The 18,489-nt window shown below is 63.6% G+C and carries 17 protein-coding genes; 13 read left to right on the top strand and 4 right to left on the bottom strand.

The window, feature by feature from the left end; all coding sequences use genetic code 11:
- Positions 1-419: 419 nt before the first annotated feature.
- Complete coding sequence (locus ACI2KG_RS21195) at positions 420-2,408, bottom strand: sensor histidine kinase (protein ID WP_404663167.1); 1,989 nt, start codon at positions 2,406-2,408, stop codon at positions 420-422.
- 265 nt (positions 2,409-2,673) lie between these two features.
- Here ACI2KG_RS21195 and ACI2KG_RS21200 point away from each other — a divergent pair, with 265 nt between their 5' ends.
- The 4 genes from ACI2KG_RS21200 to ACI2KG_RS21215 all read left to right on the top strand — a co-directional run bounded on the left by ACI2KG_RS21200 (position 2,674) and on the right by ACI2KG_RS21215 (position 6,239).
- Positions 2,674-3,471: a hydroxymethylpyrimidine/phosphomethylpyrimidine kinase gene (locus ACI2KG_RS21200; RefSeq protein WP_404663168.1), complete on the top strand. Its 798-nt coding sequence runs from the start codon at positions 2,674-2,676 to the stop codon at positions 3,469-3,471.
- A gap of 13 nt (positions 3,472-3,484) precedes the next feature.
- Positions 3,485-4,108 carry a thiamine phosphate synthase gene (gene thiE / locus ACI2KG_RS21205; protein ID WP_404663169.1) on the top strand — a complete coding sequence of 208 codons (624 nt, stop codon included), beginning with the start codon at positions 3,485-3,487 and terminating at the stop codon, positions 4,106-4,108.
- 15 nt (positions 4,109-4,123) lie between these two features.
- A complete protein-coding gene (gene hemL / locus ACI2KG_RS21210; RefSeq protein ID WP_003249773.1) occupies positions 4,124-5,407 on the top strand; it encodes a glutamate-1-semialdehyde 2,1-aminomutase in 1,284 nt (427 codons plus the stop codon).
- A gap of 286 nt (positions 5,408-5,693) precedes the next feature.
- Entirely contained in the window at positions 5,694-6,239 is a 546-nt protein-coding gene (locus ACI2KG_RS21215) for a tetratricopeptide repeat protein (RefSeq protein WP_404663170.1), read from the top strand.
- A 3-nt stretch (positions 6,240-6,242) separates the two neighbouring features.
- On the opposite strand, the gene ACI2KG_RS21220 is transcribed toward ACI2KG_RS21215, so the two are convergent.
- Positions 6,243-6,569, bottom strand: coding sequence for a DUF1820 family protein (locus tag ACI2KG_RS21220; RefSeq protein WP_016489346.1), 327 nt, complete (start codon positions 6,567-6,569; stop codon positions 6,243-6,245).
- Positions 6,570-6,842: 273 nt separating this feature from the next.
- On the opposite strand from ACI2KG_RS21220, the gene ACI2KG_RS21225 reads away from it, so the two are divergent.
- From ACI2KG_RS21225 to lnt, 4 genes are read left to right on the top strand one after another with little or no spacing between them, the layout of a single operon-like run.
- On the top strand, positions 6,843-7,841 hold the full coding sequence (locus ACI2KG_RS21225; protein ID WP_404663171.1) for a PhoH family protein: 999 nt from the start codon (positions 6,843-6,845) through the stop codon (positions 7,839-7,841).
- Positions 7,834-8,307, top strand: a complete 474-nt coding sequence (ybeY, locus tag ACI2KG_RS21230) for an rRNA maturation RNase YbeY (RefSeq protein ID WP_404663172.1) — start codon at positions 7,834-7,836, stop codon at positions 8,305-8,307. Before ACI2KG_RS21225 ends, ybeY begins: the two co-directional genes overlap by 8 nt.
- Positions 8,308-8,332: 25 nt before the next feature.
- Positions 8,333-9,172, top strand: a complete 840-nt coding sequence (locus ACI2KG_RS21235) for an HlyC/CorC family transporter (RefSeq protein ID WP_201203614.1) — start codon at positions 8,333-8,335, stop codon at positions 9,170-9,172.
- 8 nt (positions 9,173-9,180) lie between these two features.
- Positions 9,181-10,698, top strand: coding sequence for an apolipoprotein N-acyltransferase (gene lnt / locus ACI2KG_RS21240; RefSeq protein WP_404663173.1), 1,518 nt, complete (start codon positions 9,181-9,183; stop codon positions 10,696-10,698).
- Between the two features lie 153 nt (positions 10,699-10,851).
- Here the strand turns inward: lnt and ACI2KG_RS21245 are convergent, their stop codons facing one another.
- Positions 10,852-11,613, bottom strand: a complete 762-nt coding sequence (locus ACI2KG_RS21245) for a YdcF family protein (protein WP_404663174.1) — start codon at positions 11,611-11,613, stop codon at positions 10,852-10,854.
- A gap of 135 nt (positions 11,614-11,748) precedes the next feature.
- Complete coding sequence (locus tag ACI2KG_RS21250) at positions 11,749-12,063, bottom strand: hypothetical protein (protein WP_404663175.1); 315 nt, start codon at positions 12,061-12,063, stop codon at positions 11,749-11,751.
- A 227-nt stretch (positions 12,064-12,290) separates the two neighbouring features.
- On the opposite strand from ACI2KG_RS21250, the gene leuS reads away from it, so the two are divergent.
- The 5 genes from leuS to ACI2KG_RS21275 all read left to right on the top strand — a co-directional run bounded on the left by leuS (position 12,291) and on the right by ACI2KG_RS21275 (position 18,394).
- Positions 12,291-14,897: a leucine--tRNA ligase gene (gene leuS / locus ACI2KG_RS21255; RefSeq protein WP_404663176.1), complete on the top strand. Its 2,607-nt coding sequence runs from the start codon at positions 12,291-12,293 to the stop codon at positions 14,895-14,897.
- A gap of 61 nt (positions 14,898-14,958) precedes the next feature.
- Positions 14,959-15,564 (top strand): LPS assembly lipoprotein LptE, encoded by a 606-nt coding sequence (lptE, locus tag ACI2KG_RS21260; RefSeq protein ID WP_404663177.1) that lies wholly within the window; start codon positions 14,959-14,961, stop codon positions 15,562-15,564.
- Positions 15,565-15,603: 39 nt separating this feature from the next.
- On the top strand, positions 15,604-16,641 hold the full coding sequence (gene holA / locus ACI2KG_RS21265) for a DNA polymerase III subunit delta (protein WP_404663178.1): 1,038 nt from the start codon (positions 15,604-15,606) through the stop codon (positions 16,639-16,641).
- Positions 16,642-16,852: 211 nt separating this feature from the next.
- On the top strand, positions 16,853-17,017 hold the full coding sequence (gene arfA, locus ACI2KG_RS21270) for an alternative ribosome rescue factor ArfA (RefSeq protein WP_009685838.1): 165 nt from the start codon (positions 16,853-16,855) through the stop codon (positions 17,015-17,017).
- 60 nt (positions 17,018-17,077) lie between these two features.
- The gene (locus tag ACI2KG_RS21275) at positions 17,078-18,394 is read left to right on the top strand and encodes a lytic murein transglycosylase (protein ID WP_404663179.1); all 1,317 of its coding nucleotides are present in this window, start codon (positions 17,078-17,080) and stop codon (positions 18,392-18,394) included.
- Positions 18,395-18,489 lie beyond the last annotated feature (95 nt).

Here is an 18,489-nt window from a genome sequence, read left to right on the forward strand (position 1 = left end):
GAATTTTGGGCAGGTCACGCAAGGTTTTCTTTTTGGTTGGCATACATGCACCTCTTACTCATGTTATGCCCGAACACAAAATTTCTGACACCCTCTCAGCGCCTGTGAGATCGAGCGCCGCCCGCGCGGCGCATCGCGGGACAAGCCCGCTCCCACATCTGTTTCGGGCCAGTTACTCCTGCTTCCTCCGCACTCGTTCCTCGGGTACATGGCTGGGAATTGCAGAAAAGCAGAGGCGCAACCATCAATATCGAGGAGGACACACAAGGGGGCGCGCGCCAATGGCACAGGCAGGACTGGCCCGAAACAAATGTGGGAGCGGGCTTGCCCCGCGAAGCGCCGCGCGGGCGGCGCTCGATCTCATAGGCGCTGAAAATGTCTCGGCGAACACCCTCCAGCCCAACCCCAACTCCACACCCTCAAACCGAACGTCGCGTCTGCGGAATACCAACCGGCATCTGCACCTGCGAAACCGCCATATTCAAACTTAACTCAAACCGGCTCCCCAACCCGCGCGTCGACTCATGCGCCAACCGCGCCCCAAGCAATTCCCCCATCTGCCGGCAAATCGACAACCCGATCCCCAACCCGCCATAGCGCCGGGTCATCGAGCCATCTACCTGGAAGAACCGCTGGTACAAGGTCGATTGTTCCAGGTCATCAAAACCGATCCCGCTGTCACTCACGGTAAAGGTCAACGCCAGGTCATCCGGCCCCACCCGGCGCCCGCGCACCTGGATCATCACCCCGCCCTGATGGGTGAACTTCAGCCCGTTGTCCACCAGACAGCCCAGGCAGCGCGCCAGCTTCTGCCCGTCACCCAACAGCCCGTCCGGCAAGTCGGCCGGGATATCCAGGCTCAGGTACAGGCCTTTGCCCAAAGCCTGCCCGGCATACCCGGCACGCAAGCTCTGTAACAGCGTGCGCAAGCTGAACGGCGCAGGCTGTGCGCGCAAACGGCCCGCTTGCAACTCGGACAGGGTCAGAATCGCATCAACCATGTCCATCATGCCCTGCGCCGAGCCCACCGCTGTACGATGGTACTGGGCCATCTCACCTTCCATCGGCAGTGTGTGCATCAGCTCCAGCGAGCCAATCACCCCATTCATCGGCGTGCGCAGCTCATGGGTCACACTCGCCAGGAACTCATCCTTCAGCCGGTTGCTCCTGGCCAGTTGCAGGTTCAACTGTTCCAGCGTGCGCCCGGTCTCACGCAAGGTCTGCGCCTGCTGCTCGCGCAGGCTGTTGATGCGGTCGGCCAGCGCCAGCGACAGCAACGCCACTTCCAGCGCTGAACCCAGCTGGCTGGCATACATGGTGATAAACACATTGGGCAGGTAACCCAGCACCATCAGGGTGTTGACCAGGCCACCGAGCAAAAACGCCGTCCAGGCAATGATGAACCAGCGCGCTACGCGCAGGCCGCGCCACCAGGCATACAGCCCGGCGCTGAAGATGCTCACGGTAAACAGCAGCGCCAGCAACGTGGCCATGCGCAAGGCAATGCCGTAAGGCACGCTCACCGCCAGCACCATCACCACGGCGCCGCCCAGCATCAGCCATTGCAGCAACCGGTCGAAGCGGCGGCTGATGCTGCCCAGTTGCAGGAAGTGCCGGGCAAACTGGCAACCGAACAGCCCGGCAGCGCCAATGAACAGCGGTGTCGAGGCATTCGCCCACCATGGACTGTCCGGCCAGAAATAGGCTACACCGGCACCGTTCACCGACACCTGATAAAAGCCGAACGACGCGATATAGAGGATGTAGTAAAGGTAGCTGACATCGCGCACGCTGAGGTAGATGAACAGGTTGTACACCAGCATCACCAGCAGCACACCGTAGATCATCCCCAGCACATACAGGCGCGTGGGCTGGTCTTCCATGTAGGCCTGGGGGGACCAGAGCGCCAGCGGCGCCTGCACCGAGCCCTGGCTGTGCAGGCGAAGGTAGACGGTGGTCACCTGGCCAGGCGGCAGCTGCAGTTCGAACAAGTAGTTGTTCTGGCGGATCTGCCGGCTGCCATAGGGCAAGGCATCGCCGGTGCGTTGGGCCAGGCGATATACGCCGCTGCGGTCGGGCAGGTACAGCTCAAGGTGGTCCAGCGGCGGATAGGCCAGTTCCAGCAGCCATTGCCGGGGGGCAGCGCCGGGCGGGGCTACAGGGCGCAACTCGACCTTGAGCCAGAACACCGAGGTGGAATAACCGGCGTTCAGCACGTCTTCATGATGGGGGCGAAAGCGTTTGGCGAACCCCGGGGCGCTGACCTGGGCAATGCTGGTGCTGCCATCGAGGTCTTCATAAACCTGCATGGCCTTGCCCAACGGAACATGCCCGGTCGCGTCGTCGAAATCGACCGCTCCGGCCAGCACGGGCAACAAACCCAGAAGCACAATCAGCAAATAGCGCATACAGCCCCAGCATGGCCTGTCCGGTCGCGTCGCGGTTGCCTCCCATCCGTTTGAGACGACGTAATCCGGCAGAACCCGTTTGTCGAGTTATCCGAGCACTCTAGCATAGCTTCACAACCTGGCAATCGGCCATAAGAAATCACAATGAAAAGGCTCTAACTCAATGCTTTCAGAAGAAAATAAAAAACAAATCTGACCGAACGATCAGTAAATCTGGTTTGTCGGACGATCCGCCCAAACAGGTTTGGTGGTAAGCTCGCCGACCATGAATACCTACAGCTCCCGCCCCGTTGTCCTCTGTCTCTCCGGCCACGACCCAAGTGGCGGCGCCGGCCTGCAGGCAGATATCGAAGCCCTGATCGCCCAAGGGTGTCACGCTGCACCTGCAGTGACCGCCCTGACCGTGCAGGATACCGTCAACGTTTCCGACTTCCGCGTGCTCAACCGCGAGTGGGTACTGGCCCAGGCCAACGCCGTGCTGGCCGACTCCACGGTGGCCGCCGTCAAGCTGGGCATGCTCGGCTCGATCGACATGGTCGACACCGTCGCCGAACTGCTCGCCGCCCACCCGCACCTGCCGCTGGTCTGCGACCCGGTACTGCGTGCCGGTGGCGGCGGCCGCCTGGGCAAGGACGAAGTGGGCTACGCGCTGCGCGAACGCCTGCTGCCGCTGGCGACCATCGCCACGCCGAACCTGCCCGAAGCGCGCATCCTCGCCGAACTGCCCGAAGGCACTGCCGACCAGTGTGCCGAGAAACTGCTGCCGTTCTGTAGACACTTGCTGATTACCGGCGGTCACGGCGACGAAGACGAAATTCACAACCGCCTGTACACCCAGGACGGCAAGCTCCACACCTGGACCTGCCAGCGCCTGCCGGGCAGCTACCACGGCTCGGGCTGCACCCTGGCCAGCGCCCTGGCCGGCCGCCTGGCCCTGGGCGAGCAGCTGGAAAGCGCCGTGCGCAGCGCCTTGGACTACACCTGGCGCACCCTGCGGGACGCCGAGCAACTGGGCAAAGGCCAATACGTCCCACGCCGTCTGCCGTTGGATTTCTGTTCCTGATACGAGGCTTTCAATGAAGCTACGCGGTCTGTACGCCATCACCGACAGCCAGCTGCTCGCCGGCCGTTTCCTGTCCCATGTCGAAGCGGCGCTGGAAGGCGGTGTATGCCTGTTGCAGTACCGCGACAAAAGCAACGACGCGGCGCGCCGGCTGCGTGAAGCCGAAGGGCTGCTCAAGCTCTGCGAGCGTTACGGCACCCAGTTGCTGATCAACGACGATGCCGAACTGGCCGCGCGCCTGGGGGTTGGTGTGCACCTGGGCCAGACCGACGGCCCGCTGACCCCGGCCCGCGCCCTGCTCGGCCGCCAGGCGATCATCGGTTCTACCTGCCACGCCAGCCTCGAGCTGGCTGCCCAAGCTGCCGACCAAGGCGCCAGCTATGTAGCCTTTGGCCGCTTCTTCAACTCCGTTACCAAGCCAGGCGCGCCCGCGGCCAACACCGACCTGCTGGAGCAGGCCCGCGCCCAGGTCAAACTGCCGATCGCGGTGATCGGCGGCATTACCCTCGACAACGCCGCCCCGCTGGTCGCCCATGGCGCCGACCTGCTGGCGGTGATCCACGGCCTGTTCGGTGCCGACAGCGCGCAGGAAGTCACCCGCCGCGCCCGCGCCTTCAACGCCTTGTTCGCATCCTGATTCGAGAGAACCCCCATGTCCCGTTCCGAAGCCCTGTTCGCCCAAGCCCAGAAGCACATCCCCGGTGGCGTCAACTCGCCCGTCCGCGCTTTCAAGAGCGTGGGCGGCACGCCGCTGTTCTTCAAGCATGCCGAAGGCGCCTACGTCGTTGACGAGGACGACAAGCGCTACGTCGACTACGTCGGCTCTTGGGGCCCGATGATCCTCGGCCACGGCCACCCGGACGTGCTCGACTCGGTGCGCAAGCAGCTGGAGCACGGCCTGTCCTACGGCGCACCTACTGCCATGGAAACCGAAATGGCCGACCTGGTCTGCTCGATCGTGCCGTCCATGGAAATGGTGCGCATGGTCAGCTCGGGCACCGAAGCCACCATGAGCGCCATCCGCCTGGCCCGTGGCTACACCGGCCGGGATGCCATCATCAAGTTCGAAGGCTGCTACCACGGCCACTCCGACAGCCTGCTGGTAAAAGCCGGTTCCGGCCTGCTGACCCAGGGCGTGCCAAGCTCGGCGGGCGTGCCGGCCGACTTCGCCAAGCACACCCTGACCCTGCCGTTCAACGACATTGCCGCGGTCGAGAAAACCCTGGCCGAAGTTGGCCAGACCGTGGCCTGCATCATCGTCGAACCGGTGGCCGGCAACATGAACTGCGTGCCGCCAGCGCCAGGCTTCCTTGAAGGCCTGCGCGAGCAGTGCGACAAACACGGCGTGGTGCTGATCTTCGACGAAGTGATGACCGGCTTCCGCGTATCCCTCGGTGGCGCCCAGGGCCACTACGGCATCAAGCCGGACCTGTCCACCTTCGGCAAGATCGTCGGCGGAGGCATGCCGGTCGGCTGCTTCGGCGGCAAGCGTGAAATCATGGGCTGCATCGCCCCGCTCGGCCCGGTCTACCAGGCGGGCACGCTGTCGGGCAACCCGTTGGCCATGGCCGCTGGCCTGACCACCCTGAAGCTGATCAGCCGCCCGGGCTTCCACGCCGAGCTGACCGACTACACCAGCCGCATGCTCGACGGCCTGCAGCAGCGCGCCGATGCTGCAGGCGTGCCGTTCGTCACCACCCAGGCCGGTGCCATGTTCGGCCTGTACTTCAGCGGTGCCGACGACATCGTCACCTTCGAAGACGTGATGGCCAGCGATGCCGAGCGCTTCAAGCGCTTCTTCCACCTGATGCTCGACGGTGGCGTGTACCTGGCGCCGAGCGCGTTCGAGGCAGGCTTCACCTCCATTGCCCATGGCGACAAGGAGCTGCAGATCACCCTGGATGCGGCTGAGAAGGCTTTTGCTGCCCTGAAGTAAGGGCTGCACCGCGCCGTTGTGGGAGCGGCCTTGCGCCGCGAAAGGGCTGCGTAGCAGTCCCGGGTCTTATGCAAATACATAAATCTTTGGGGCCGCTTTGCGGCCCATTCGCGGCACAAGGCCGCTCCCACAAGGGCCGGCACAGGCAACAATTATTCATGCACAATCAGCTGACTTCCCCAACCAAGCAGAAATTCGAGTAAAACTTTGTAAGGTTGGCGCTGCTTATCCCATAATGTGCCACCAGAGACATTGGCCGCAGCTTTGCAGAGGTAAGTCGATCCCCATGAACCGCACCGGCCGCGCCCTGACCCTGGGCTGCCTGTTGCTTCTTCAGCCCCTGCTGGCCCTGGCGGAGGGCGGTAACTCGTTGCTGATTCCGGCAACGGGGCGCTGCACGCTCAATGTTCAGCCAGAAGACCTGCAGAACGCGCTGAAAGCCTGTGAGCAAACTGCGGCGACCGGGGATGCCCAGGCGCAATACGAGCTGGGTGAGTATTACTACACGCAAACGCCAAAAAACCTGAACAAGGCGCTGGACTGGTTCCAGAAGGCCTCGTTGCAAGGCCACGCCGATGCCCAGTACCGCCTGGGCGCCATGTTCTTCCATGGCGAAGGGGTCAAGGCCAATAACGTGCAGGCCTATATCCTGCTGAAAATGGCCGCGGTCAACGGCGCCGAAGATGCGCTGGACATGGCCGATGAAGTCACCGAGCAAATGCCCCGCGACGAGCTGGAGCATGCCACCCAGGTGCTCGGCCAGATCTTCCGCAAGTACCTGCTGGAACTGCAGAACGCCGAAGGGCGCACGCCCTTCTCGCCACTTCCCTGAGGGTTACTTTTCCGGCATTGGCATCGGGAACGGCATCACATTGCCGCCGCCCTTGGCTTCGCTGATTTTTGCCGTGCCCAGCCGCTCCACCTCATCGATGCGCACGATCGAGTGCATCGGCACGAAACTGCGTATCACCCCCTCGAACTGGCTCTTGAGCTTCTCCTCGCTCGGGTCCACCACCAGTTGCGAGCGCTCGCCGAACACGAACTCCTCGATTTCCAGGAAGCCCCACAGGTCGCTCTGGTAGATCTGCTTGGCGTACATCTCGAAGACCTGCCCCTGGTTGAGGAAGATCACTTTATAGATGGCGGGTTCGCGTTTGCTCATGTTCGGCGGGATAACACATGCGTAAGAAAAGGGGCGCATCATAGCAGACAGGCTTGCTGAACTGTGTTGCCTGGCCCGGCCCCATCGCCGGCAAGCCAGCTCCCACAGGTAACGCGCCACCCCCAGGCCTGTGCAGTACCTGTGGGAGCTGGCTTGCCGGCGATGGCCACAACAGGCCATACATACCGTTGAACGTTTCAGTGCTTTCGCCACTGCCATTCAAGGGTTATTCTTGAGATCAACTCCATTGCCGTCGAGCGGCTAAAAACGACCTTGAACGCACCCATACAACCCCATCGTTTCATCCTCGAACCTTTCGAGGCCCACCGTTTCGCCAACTTGTGCGGCCAGTTCGACGAGCACCTGCGCCTGATCGAACAGCGCCTGGCCATCGAAATCCGCAACCGTGGCAATCAGTTCGAACTGATCGGCGAACCCAAGACCACCTCCGCTGCCGAACAGCTGCTGCGCCGTCTCTACCGCGAGACCAAGGCCACCGACCTGTCGCCGGAAACCGTGCACCTGTACCTGCAGGAGTCGGCGGTCGAGAACATCGACAACCCGGCCGTCAACGAGGTCAGCGTTTCGCTGCGTACGCGCAAGGGCAACATCCGCCCGCGCGGGCTTAACCAGCAGCGCTACGTCAAGGAAATCCTGGCCAACGACATCAACTTCGGCATTGGCCCGGCCGGTACCGGCAAGACCTACCTGGCCGTGGCCTGCGCGGTGGACGCGCTGGAGCGCGAACAGGTGCGCCGCATCCTGCTGGTGCGCCCTGCGGTCGAGGCGGGCGAAAAGCTCGGCTTCCTGCCCGGTGACCTGGCGCAGAAAATCGACCCGTACCTGCGCCCGCTGTACGACGCCCTGTACGAAATGCTCGGCTTCGAACACGTCGCCAAGCTGATCGAGCGCCAGGTGATCGAAATTGCCCCGCTGGCCTACATGCGTGGCCGCACCCTGAACAACAGCTTCATCATCCTCGACGAAAGCCAGAACACCACGCTGGAACAGATGAAGATGTTCCTCACCCGCATCGGTTTCGGCTCCACCGCCGTGATTACCGGTGACATTACCCAGGTCGACCTGCCGCGTGGCACCAAGTCGGGCCTGGCGCACGTCATCGAGGTGCTGAAGGACGTTCCGGGTATCAGTTTTACCCACTTCCAACCCAAAGATGTGGTTCGTCACCCACTGGTGCAGCGTATCGTCGAAGCCTATGACCGCTTCGAAGGCCGCCAGGCCAAGCCCGAGGCGCCCGGCAAAGATGCTTGAACTTGATATCCAACGGGCCACGGATGCTGCCGCCCCGGGTGACGACGCCTTCCGCCGCTGGTGCGAACTGGCCTTGCGCCAGCGCAGCGCCGACTCGGAAATGACCATTCGCCTGGTCGACGAAGCCGAAGGCCGCGAGCTGAACCACACCTACCGGCACAAGGACTACGCGACCAACGTGCTGTCGTTCCCGGCCGACGTGCCCGATGACCTGCTCGATATCCCGCTGCTGGGCGACCTGGTCATCTGCGTAGCCGTGGTCGAGCGCGAGGCTGCCGAACAAGGCAAGTTGCTGGAAGCACACTGGGCGCACCTGGTCATCCACGGCTGCCTGCACTTGCTCGGTTACGACCACATCGAGGATGAGGAAGCCGAGGAAATGGAAGGCCTGGAACGAGAATTGCTGGCAGAACTGGGTCACCCTGACCCGTACGCCGACGATGAAACCGACACTCTCACACACTGATACACGAAGGATCACGAGAACCGCCATGAGCGAAGATCGATCGAGCAACGGGCAAAAGTCTTGGCTGGGTAAACTGACCCAGGCTTTTGCCCATGAGCCGAAAAACCGCCAGGAGCTGCTTGAGCTGCTGCGCGAAGCCCATCAGAACAAGCTGCTGGACAGCGAAGCGCTGACCATTGTCGAAGGTGCCATCCAGGTCGCCGACCTGCAGGTGCGCGACATCATGGTCCCACGCTCGCAAATGATCAGCATCAAGGCCAGCCAGTCGCCGCGCGAATTCCTGCCGGCGGTGATCGACGCCGCGCACTCGCGTTACCCGGTGATCGGCGAAAGCCACGACGATGTGCTCGGCATTCTGCTCGCCAAAGACCTGCTGCCGCTGATCCTCAAGGAGAACGGCGACAGCTTCAACATCAAGGACCTGCTGCGCCCGGCCACCTTCGTGCCCGAGTCCAAGCGCCTGAACGTGCTGCTGCGCGAGTTCCGCGCCAACCATAACCACATGGCCATCGTTATCGACGAATACGGCGGTGTGGCGGGCCTGGTGACCATCGAGGACGTGCTGGAGCAGATCGTCGGCGATATCGAGGACGAGCACGACGTCGAGGAAGACAGCTACATCAAGCCGCTGCCCAGCGGTGACTTCCTGGTCAAGGCGCTCACCCCGATCGAGAACTTCAACGAGTTCTTCGACAGCGAGTTTTCCGATGACGAGTTCGACACGGTCGGCGGCCTGGTGATGAGTGCATTCGGCCACTTGCCCAAGCGCAACGAAACCACCGAGATCGGGTCTTACAAGTTCCGTATTCTCAACGCCGACAGCCGGCGGATACACTTGCTGCGCCTGACCCCGATCAGCCGTTAAGGACAAACATGCGTTGGATCACCCGCCCCGGCTGGCCCGGTAACCTGCTGGCCCTGGCGGCCGGTGCCTCCACCCTCCTGGCCCTGGCGCCGTTCGACATCTGGCCGTTGGCGCTGTTGTCGATCGCCGTGCTCTACCTTGGCCTGCGCGAGCTCAGCCCGCGCCAGGCCATGTGGCGGGGCTGGTGGTTCGGTTTCGGCCTGTACGGCGCCGGCACCTGGTGGATCTACGTCAGCATGAACACCTACGGCGGCGCCTCGCCGTTGCTGGCAATCCTGCTGCTGCTGGCGTTTTTCGCCGCCCTGGCCTGGTTCTTCGCCCTGCCCACCTGGCTATGGGCACGCTGGCTAAGGCGCAACGAAGCGCCACTGGCCGACGCCCTGTGCTTCGCTGCGCTGTGGCTGCTGCAAGAGGCCTTCCGCGGCTGGTTCCTGACCGGCTTCCCCTGGCTCTACGCGGGCTACAGCCAACTGGACGGCCCCTTGGCCGGCCTGGCGCCGCTGGGCGGTGTATGGCTGGTTTCCTTCACCCTGGCCCTGACCGCCGCCCTGCTGTGCAACCTGCACCGCCTGCGCGCGCGCCCGTCGTTCCTGGCCATTGCCGCGGTATTGCTGCTGGCGCCGTGGGCACTGGGCCTGGCGCTCAAGGGCCACGCCTGGACCAAGCCGGCCGGCGACCCGCTGAAAGTGGCAGCAATTCAGGGCAACGTGGAGCAGGAACTGAAATGGGACCCGGCGCACATCGACGCGCAACTGGCGCTGTACCGTGACCTGAGCTTCACCGCCAAACCCGTGGACCTGCTGGTCTGGCCGGAAACAGCAGTGCCGATACTCAAGGACCAGGCCCAGGGCTACATCGACGTGATGGGCCGCTTCGCTGCCGAGCGGCACTCGGCGCTGATCACGGGCGTACCGGTACGTGAAGAAGTGCACCATCAGCGCCGCTACTACAACGGCGTTACCGTTACCGGCGAAGGCGATGGCACCTACCTCAAGCAGAAGCTGGTGCCGTTTGGCGAGTACGTGCCGCTGCAGGACATGCTGCGCGGCGCCATCGAGTTCTTCAACCTGCCGATGTCGGACTTCGCCCGCGGGCCGGAAGACCAGCCGCTGCTGCAGGCCAAGGGTTACCAGATTGCGCCGTACATCTGCTACGAAGTGGTCTATCCGGAGTTTGCTGCCAGCCTGGCGGCACGTAGCGACCTGCTGCTGACCATCAGCAACGACACCTGGTTCGGCACGTCGATCGGCCCGCTGCAGCACCTGCAGATGGCGCAGATGCGTGCACTGGAAGCCGGCCGCTGGATGATCCGCGCCACCAACAACGGCGTGACCGCGCTGATCGACCCGTTTGGCCGCATTACCACGCAGATTCCGCAGTTCCAGCAGGCAGTGTTGTATGGCGAGGTGGTGCCGATGCAGCAGCTGACGCCATACCTGCAATGGCGTTCGTGGCCGCTGGCGATTGCCTGCGTGCTGCTGCTGGGCTGGGCGTTGCTGGCCGGGCGCATTGCCAAGACCGTCTAGCTGGCGTCACACGGTCCCTGTAGGAGCGGCCTTGCGTCGCGATGGGCTGCAAAGCAGCCCCGGCAATCTTGAGATAGAGCTGAGATCCGGGGGCTGCTGCGCAGCCCATCGCGACACAAGGCCGCTCCTACAAGGAACCGCGTAAACCTGAATTCAATAAAACACCCGATACCCCACCAACCCCACCACTTCATTAACCAACTGCCCGCTCTGCCACATCGCCCGGCTCTCCGGCAGCAACCCGCCGAACGGCCGTGCATGCTCGCGCCCAAGGAACCCCACCGGCGCCGGTACCACCTCGAACCCTGCCTGTTCAAAGCTCCAGCGCGAGCGCTGCATGTGCCAGGCCTGGGTCACCACCACCACCCGACGAATACCCAACGGTTGCAGCACCTTGGCCGACAGCTGGGCGTTCTCCCAGGTCGTGCGGCTGGCCTCTTCGCGCCACTTCACCGCCACCGCGAAATCTTCATGCAAGCGATCCGCCATCAACTGCGCCTCGCTCGGCGGCGTGCCGTAGTGCAGCCCGCCACTGGTCAGTACCGGCAAGCCCGACGCCTTGGCCAGTTGCGCGGCAAAGCGCATACGCTCCAGCGCCGTGGCCGTTGGCTGGTCAGTGCCGCCCCAGGCCGGGTCACCCCGCTCGCGCCCCGCACCCAGCACCACGATGGCATCTGCCCGGCTGGCCAGCCCCGCCCAGTCGCTCACCGCCAGCGGCGGCTCGGTCTCCAGCACCCGGGCGGTTTCCTGCACCACCAGCGGCAGGCTCATCAGCCACAGGCCACCCAGCCCCACGACAAAGCACAGCGCTGCCAGCCGCGGCCGCCGCGCACGCAACCACCACGCGGCAAGCAGCAGCAGGAACAGGATGCCCGGCGGCATCAACCATTGTTTGATGAAAAATCGGATCGGCATTGGCCACAGCTCCTTGGCAGAGGTGCAGCCTAGAAGGATCGGCGCCGGTCAACAAGGGTGCGACCGGCGCCAAACGTGAGCTGTGATGATATTGAAGAACCGGCGCGCTTGGCCTGCGCCTGGCGTCCTGAACGGCTAGCGATGTGGCAGCGTCCTGGATCTCGCCGTATTGGCGGGGCGTTTCTTGTCCTTGAGCCAGATGATCTTGGCCGACGTCGGCTCCGCTTGTGGGTAACTGCCGACTGCAGCGTTTTGGCGCTCCGGGAGTGAATCCAGGTAAGCCTTGATCACTTCGAACTCTGCGTGGCTCAGACCACGCAATTCCAGCTCGGCTGGCATCTCGTCGCGCAATCGCACCGAAGTCCTGGCGGTTTCCAGTGCCAGGCCAAGCCGGTCGATCAGGCGCTCGTAAAGCTCCGGTCTGATTGCGGGTAGCTGCGTCTCTCCCATCCGTTCACCTCATTGAAGATAAGAATATCTCCCCCCACACCTGAGCTTAGCGTCGTTGCAAAAAGCAGCCGTGTGCCGCGACCAGCGGCCATTCGCAACGAAGGTTTCCCACGATGCGCAGCGCTGCTGTATGCTACGGCGTTCACTCTAAACGACACCGGAGTGCCGGACGCAGCGAGGTTCCGCTGCCTGGAACAAGGTCTCTTCTCTCTCAGCCAAAAGTAGCCATGCACGAACAATACACGCCCCGTGATATCGAAGCCGCCGCCCAGAACTTCTGGGACGAGCAACAATCGTTCGCTGTTACCGAACAGCCAGGCAAAGACACCTACTATTGCCTATCGATGTTCCCGTACCCGAGCGGCAAGCTACACATGGGCCACGTGCGCAACTACACCATCGGCGACGTGATTGCCCGCTACCAGCGCATGCTGGGCAAGAACGTCCTGCAGCCAATGGGCTGGGACGCTTTCGGCATGCCTGCGGAAAACGCGGCGATGAAGAACAACGTCGCCCCGGCCAAGTGGACGTACGAAAACATCGACTACATGAAGACCCAGCTCAAGAGCCTGGGCCTGGCCATCGACTGGGCACGTGAAGTCACCACCTGCAAGCCCGACTACTACCGTTGGGAGCAGTGGCTGTTCACCCGCCTGTTCGAGAAAGGCATCATCTACCGCAAGAACGGGACCGTGAACTGGGACCCGGCCGACCAGACCGTGCTGGCCAACGAGCAGGTCATCGACGGCCGTGGCTGGCGTTCCGGCGCGCTGATCGAAAAGCGCGAAATCCCGATGTACTACTTCCGCATCACCGACTACGCCGACGAGCTGCTGGAAAGCCTCGACGAGCTGCCGGGCTGGCCTGAGCAGGTCAAGACCATGCAGCGCAACTGGATCGGCAAGTCGCGCGGCATGGAAGTGCAGTTCCCGTACGACCAGGCCAGCATCGGCCACGAAGGCGCGCTCAAGGTCTTCACCACCCGTCCCGACACGCTGATGGGCGCCACCTACGTCGCCGTCGCCGCCGAACACCCGCTGGCCACCCAGGCCGCCCAGGGCAACCCGGCGCTGCAGGCGTTCATCGACGAGTGCAAGGGCGGCAGCGTCGCCGAAGCCGACATGGCCACCCAGGAGAAGAAGGGCATGGCCACTTCCCTGCTGGTCGAGCACCCGCTGACCGGTGAGAAGCTGCCGGTGTGGGTCGCCAACTACGTGCTGATGCATTACGGCGATGGCGCGGTAATGGCCGTACCCGCCCACGACGAGCGCGACTTCGAGTTCGCCCACAAGTACAACCTGCCGGTCAAGGCCGTGGTGCGCACCAGCGCTGGCGATGAAGTCGGCAACGAGTGGCAGGACGCCTATGGCGAACACGGCCAGCTGATCAACTCCGCCGAGTTCGACGGCCTGGACTTCGCCGGCGCCTTCGACGCCATCGAAGCTGCCCTGATCCGCAAGGAGCTGGGCAAATCGCGTACCCAGTTCCGCCTGCGCGACTGGGGTATCAGCCGCCAGCGCTACTGGGGCTGCCCGATCCCGATCATTCACTGCCCTTCCTGCGGTGACGTGCCAGTGCCGGAAGACCAGCTGCCGGTCACCCTGCCGGAGAACGTAGTGCCGGACGGCGCCGGTTCGCCGCTGGCGCGCATGCCAGAGTTCTACGAATGCAGCTGCCCGAAATGCGGCACTGCAGCGAAGCGCGAAACCGACACCATGGACACCTTCGTCGAGTCGTCCTGGTACTTCGCCCGCTACGCCTCGCCTAACTACGAAGGTGGCATGGTCGACCCGAAAGCGGCCAACCACTGGCTGCCGGTCGACCAGTACATCGGGGGTATCGAACACGCCATCCTGCACCTGCTGTACGCGCGCTTCTTCCACAAGCTGATGCGTGACGAAGGCTTGGTCACCTCGAACGAGCCGTTCAAGAACCTGCTGACCCAGGGCATGGTAGTCGCCGAAACCTACTACCGTGTGGCCAGCAACGGCGGCAAGGACTGGTTCAACCCGGCCGATGTCGAAATCGAGCGCGATGCCAAGGCCAAGATCACTGGCGCTCGCCTGAAGACCGACGGCCTGCCGGTGGAAATCGGCGGCACCGAGAAGATGTCGAAGTCGAAGAACAACGGCGTCGACCCGCAATCAATGATCGATCAGTACGGCGCCGACACCTGCCGCCTGTTCATGATGTTCGCCTCGCCACCTGATGCGAGCCTGGAATGGTCCGACTCCGGCGTCGAAGGTGCCAGCCGCTTCCTGCGCCGTGTCTGGCGCCTGGCCCAGGCCCACGTGGCCCAAGGCCCGGCAGGCAAGCTGGACATCGCCACCCTGGACGACGCGCAAAAGGTCATCCGCCGCGCCATCCACGCGGCCATCAAGCAGGCCAGCACCGACGTCGGCCAGTACCACAAGTTCAACACCGCCATCGCCCAGGTGATGACCGTGATGAACGTGCTGGAAAAGGCCCCGCAAGCCACCGAACAGGACCGTGCCCTGCTGCAGGAAGGCCTGGAAGCCGTGACCCTGTTGCTGGCGCCGATCACCCCGCACATCTCCCACGAGCTGTGGCAGCAACTGGGCCACCAGCAGGCCGTGATCGATGCCGGCTGGCCAGCCGTAGACGAAGCCGCCCTGGTCCAGGACACCGTTACCCTGGTGGTGCAGGTCAACGGCAAGCTGCGTGGTCAGGTCGAAATGCCGGCCGCCGCCAGCCGCGAAGAAATCGAAGCTGCCGCGCGCAGCAACGAGAACGTCCTGCGCTTCATCGATGGCCTGGCCATCCGCAAGGTCATCGTGGTACCTGGCAAGCTGGTCAACATCGTCGCCAACTGATGGCAACGCCCGCCCGCAGCCACTGCGGGCGGGCGGAACAGGCCCACAAGGGAGCAACAACATGATCAAACGCAATTTGCTGGTAATCGGCCTGGCGGTCATGCTCAGCGCCTGCGGTTTCCAGCTGCGCGGCACTGGCACCAACGAGTTGAGCATCAAGGAAATGGACGTTAGCGCGCGGGATGCCTACGGGCCTACCGTGACCGAGTTGCGCCAGGTGCTCAAGAACAGCGGCGTTAACGTGCATACCGGCGCGCCCTACCGCCTAGTGCTGACCAACGAACAGCAGCGCGAGCGTTCGGCCAGCTACAACAGCGGCAACCGCACCGCCGAATACGAACTGACCACCGAACTCAACTACAGCATTCAGGGCCTGAACAACCTGGAACTGCTCAGCGACAAGCTGGAAGTACGCAAGGTCTACGTGCGTGATGCCTCGAACATCACCGGTTCCGAGCAGGAAGCCGCCCGCTCCCGCCAGGAAATGCGTCGCGACCTGGTCAACTCTATGGTCGTGCGCCTGCAGCAGCTGAGCCCGGCCCAACTGGACGAACTGCAGCACAAAGCCGACCAGCGCGCCCAGGCTGAAGCTGCCGCACTGGAGGCTGCCCGCCGCCAGCAGGCAGAAACGCCGCAGCAATCGCCACTGGAAATCCCGGGCAACTAAGCCCGTGCGGGGCACCTTCGGGTGCCCCACCTGCTCGCCATGAAGCTCGCCCCCGCCCAACTCAACAAGCACCTGCAAGGCGCCTTGGCCCCGGTCTACGTGGTCAGCGGCGATGACCCGCTGCTGTGCCAGGAAGCCGCCGACGCCATCCGCCATGCCGCGCGCCAGCAAAGTTTCGACGAACGTCAGGTATTCAGTGCCGACGCCAACTTCGACTGGGGCACCCTGCTCCAGGCGGGCGCCAGCCTGTCGCTGTTCGCCCAGCGCCGCCTGCTGGAGCTGCGCCTGCCCTCGGGCAAGCCCGGTGACAAGGGCGCCGCTGCCTTGATGGAATACTGCGCCAACCCCGCTGAAGACACCTTGCTGCTTATCAGCCTGCCCAAACTCGACGCCAGCGCGCAGAAGACCAAGTGGGGCAAGGCCTTGATCGAAGGCGCTCATTGCCAGTTCATCCAGATCTGGCCGGTGGATGTGCACCAGCTGCCGCAGTGGATCAACCAGCGCCTGCAGCAAGCCGGCCTGTCGGCACAGCGTGACGCCGTCGACCTGATTGCCGCGCGCGTCGAAGGCAACCTGCTGGCCGCCGCGCAGGAGATCGAAAAGCTCAAACTGCTGGCCGAAGGCAGCCAGATCACCGTAGAAACCGTGCAGTCGGCTGTCGCCGACAGTGCCCGTTTCGATGTCTTCGGCCTGGTCGATGCCATTCTCAACGGCGAAGCCGCCCATGCCCTGCGCATGCTCGAAGGCTTGCGCGGTGAAGGCGTGGAGCCACCGGTGGTTCTCTGGGCCCTGGCCCGCGAGTTGCGTCAACTGGCCGGGCTGGCCCAGCAGTTCAGCCAGGGCGTGCCGCTGGACAAGGCGTTCAGCCAGGCCCGCCCGCCCATCTGGGACAAACGCCGGCCGCTGGTCAGCAAGGCTTTGCAGCGCCTATCGGCGCAGCGCTGGGCGCAGCTGCTGCAGGATGCCCAGCGCATCGATGCGCAGATCAAGGGCCAGGCCGAAGGCTCGCCCTGGACCGGCCTGGCGCGCTTGTCGCTGCTGATGGCTGGCCAGCGCCTGGCACTCCCCCCTGAATAACTTGGGGCCGCTTCGCGCCCCATCCGACCGGTCCGGCGCCCCGGCAAGGCCGCTCCTACAGGAGATCGCGTATTCCCTGTAGGAGCGGCCTTGTGTCGCGATGGGCTGCAGAGCAGCCCCAGGATCTCAACCATATACACAATCAATTGGCCCTCACACAGCCAGGGCCCTACATTGCACCCCGAAACCCACCCACCACGGGAACCCCGCCATGAGCAAAAAGCCGAAAAAGCACGGCCCCAACAAGGCCAAATCAATCATCGCCCAACCGCTGTTCCGCTGCCGCCAGGAACAACCGGAAAAAGGCAAAGGCAGCTACCGCCGCGAAGCCTTCCAATCGAGAGATTGGGAGGCTTCCTACTTTTTGGCGGCATGAAAGCATCGCAAGCGCAGGCATGGTATGGTCGTCACCTGACCTGCAATTCTGGATCTGTGCATGCTCTTCCGTCTTCTTCCCCGCTGGGAAACCCGCCAGCTGATCGCGGCCTCCAGCTTCATCCTGCTCGTTGCCTGCGCGGAAAAACCCACCGCCGCCGACGCGCTGCCGCTGGCCCCCGCGCAACCCGCGCCCGTGGTAACCGTGCCCGGTGCAACGCCAGACGTCAGCACTGAAGTCCAGCCTCTGCAAACCTTCGCCCAATGGCAGGCAGGCTTCCGCCAGCAGGCACTGCAAGCCGGTATTTCGCCAAGCACCTTCGACCGCGCCTTCCTCGGTGTTACCCCCGACCTGGACGTGATCAAGGCCGACCGCAGCCAACCAGAGTTCACCCGCCCAGTATGGGAATACCTCGAAGGCGCCCTGTCGCCACTGCGTGTGCGCAACGGCAAGAGGCTGCTGGAGCAGAACGCCGACCTGCTGACCCGCCTCGAGCAACGCTATGGCGTCGACCGCCAGGTATTGGTCGCGGTATGGGGCATGGAGAGCAACTTCGGCCAGTTCCAGGGCAGCAAGTCGGTTATCCGCTCGCTGGCGACCCTGGCCTACGAAGGTCGCCGTCCGCAGTTCGCCCAGGACCAGTTGATCGCCGCCCTGCAGATCATCCAGCATGGCGACATCCAGCCTGAAGCCATGCGCGGCTCGTGGGCCGGGGCCATGGGCCAGACCCAGTTTATCCCGACCACCTATAACACCCATGCCGTGGACTTTGACGGCGATGGCCGCCGCGACATCTGGAACAGCACCCCGGACGCCCTGGCCTCTACTGCGCACTACCTGCAGAGCTCGGGCTGGAAGCGTGGCCAGCCATGGGGCTTCGAAGTGCAGGTACCTGCTGATTTCGACTTCTGGCAGGCCGATGGCGCGCTGCGCAAGCCGGTCAGCGAATGGCTGGCAATGGGCGTGAAGTTGCCGGCAGGCACGCAATTGCCGGCAGGTAGCAACCAGCTGTCTGCCGCCCTGCTACTGCCCGCGGGCGCACGTGGGCCGGCGTTCCTGGTACTGGACAACTTCCGCGCCATCCTCAAGTACAACAACTCGTCGTCCTATGCGTTGGCGGTCAGCCTGCTGGGCGATCGCTTCAGTGGCTGGGGCTTCATTGCCGGCAGCTGGCCTAAGGAAGACCTGCCGCTCAGCCGCAGCGAACGCATGGAATTGCAGAACCTGCTGAACAGCCGTGGGCATGAGGCGGGCAATGCAGATGGCATTATCGGTGCCAATACCCGCAAGGCCATTCGCAATGCCCAGCAAGGGCTGGGGTGGCCGGCGGATGGGTATCCGACCCATAAGTTGCTTGAGAGCTTGCGTAGCCAGTGAGATTTTAGGGGCCGCTTTGCGCCCCATCGCCGGCAAGCCAGCTCCCACAGGGATGGACAGGCCTGACAGACAGCACAGGACCTGTGGGAGCTGGC

Origin of the sequence: Pseudomonas sp. NPDC089407 (assembly GCF_044900445.1) — a bacterium.
GTDB lineage: Bacteria > Pseudomonadota > Gammaproteobacteria > Pseudomonadales > Pseudomonadaceae > Aquipseudomonas.

What these genes read in the sequence shown, in the direction of transcription:
- ACI2KG_RS21200 (WP_404663168.1), top strand. Translation starts at nt 2,674, where the DNA reads ATGAATACCTACAGCTCCCGCCCCGTTGTCCTCTGTCTCTCCGGCCAC.
- ACI2KG_RS21215 (WP_404663170.1), top strand. Translation starts at nt 5,694, where the DNA reads ATGAACCGCACCGGCCGCGCCCTGACCCTGGGCTGCCTGTTGCTTCTT.
- lnt (WP_404663173.1), top strand. Translation starts at nt 9,181, where the DNA reads ATGCGTTGGATCACCCGCCCCGGCTGGCCCGGTAACCTGCTGGCCCTG.
- leuS (WP_404663176.1), top strand. Translation starts at nt 12,291, where the DNA reads ATGCACGAACAATACACGCCCCGTGATATCGAAGCCGCCGCCCAGAAC.
- ybeY (WP_404663172.1), top strand. Translation starts at nt 7,834, where the DNA reads ATGCTTGAACTTGATATCCAACGGGCCACGGATGCTGCCGCCCCGGGT.
- ACI2KG_RS21250 (WP_404663175.1), bottom strand. Translation starts at nt 12,063, where the DNA reads ATGGGAGAGACGCAGCTACCCGCAATCAGACCGGAGCTTTACGAGCGC.
- hemL (WP_003249773.1), top strand. Translation starts at nt 4,124, where the DNA reads ATGTCCCGTTCCGAAGCCCTGTTCGCCCAAGCCCAGAAGCACATCCCC.
- ACI2KG_RS21245 (WP_404663174.1), bottom strand. Translation starts at nt 11,613, where the DNA reads ATGCCGATCCGATTTTTCATCAAACAATGGTTGATGCCGCCGGGCATC.
- holA (WP_404663178.1), top strand. Translation starts at nt 15,604, where the DNA reads ATGAAGCTCGCCCCCGCCCAACTCAACAAGCACCTGCAAGGCGCCTTG.
- arfA (WP_009685838.1), top strand. Translation starts at nt 16,853, where the DNA reads ATGAGCAAAAAGCCGAAAAAGCACGGCCCCAACAAGGCCAAATCAATC.
- ACI2KG_RS21235 (WP_201203614.1), top strand. Translation starts at nt 8,333, where the DNA reads ATGAGCGAAGATCGATCGAGCAACGGGCAAAAGTCTTGGCTGGGTAAA.
- ACI2KG_RS21220 (WP_016489346.1), bottom strand. Translation starts at nt 6,569, where the DNA reads ATGAGCAAACGCGAACCCGCCATCTATAAAGTGATCTTCCTCAACCAG.
- ACI2KG_RS21275 (WP_404663179.1), top strand. Translation starts at nt 17,078, where the DNA reads ATGCTCTTCCGTCTTCTTCCCCGCTGGGAAACCCGCCAGCTGATCGCG.
- ACI2KG_RS21195 (WP_404663167.1), bottom strand. Translation starts at nt 2,408, where the DNA reads ATGCGCTATTTGCTGATTGTGCTTCTGGGTTTGTTGCCCGTGCTGGCC.
- lptE (WP_404663177.1), top strand. Translation starts at nt 14,959, where the DNA reads ATGATCAAACGCAATTTGCTGGTAATCGGCCTGGCGGTCATGCTCAGC.
- thiE (WP_404663169.1), top strand. Translation starts at nt 3,485, where the DNA reads ATGAAGCTACGCGGTCTGTACGCCATCACCGACAGCCAGCTGCTCGCC.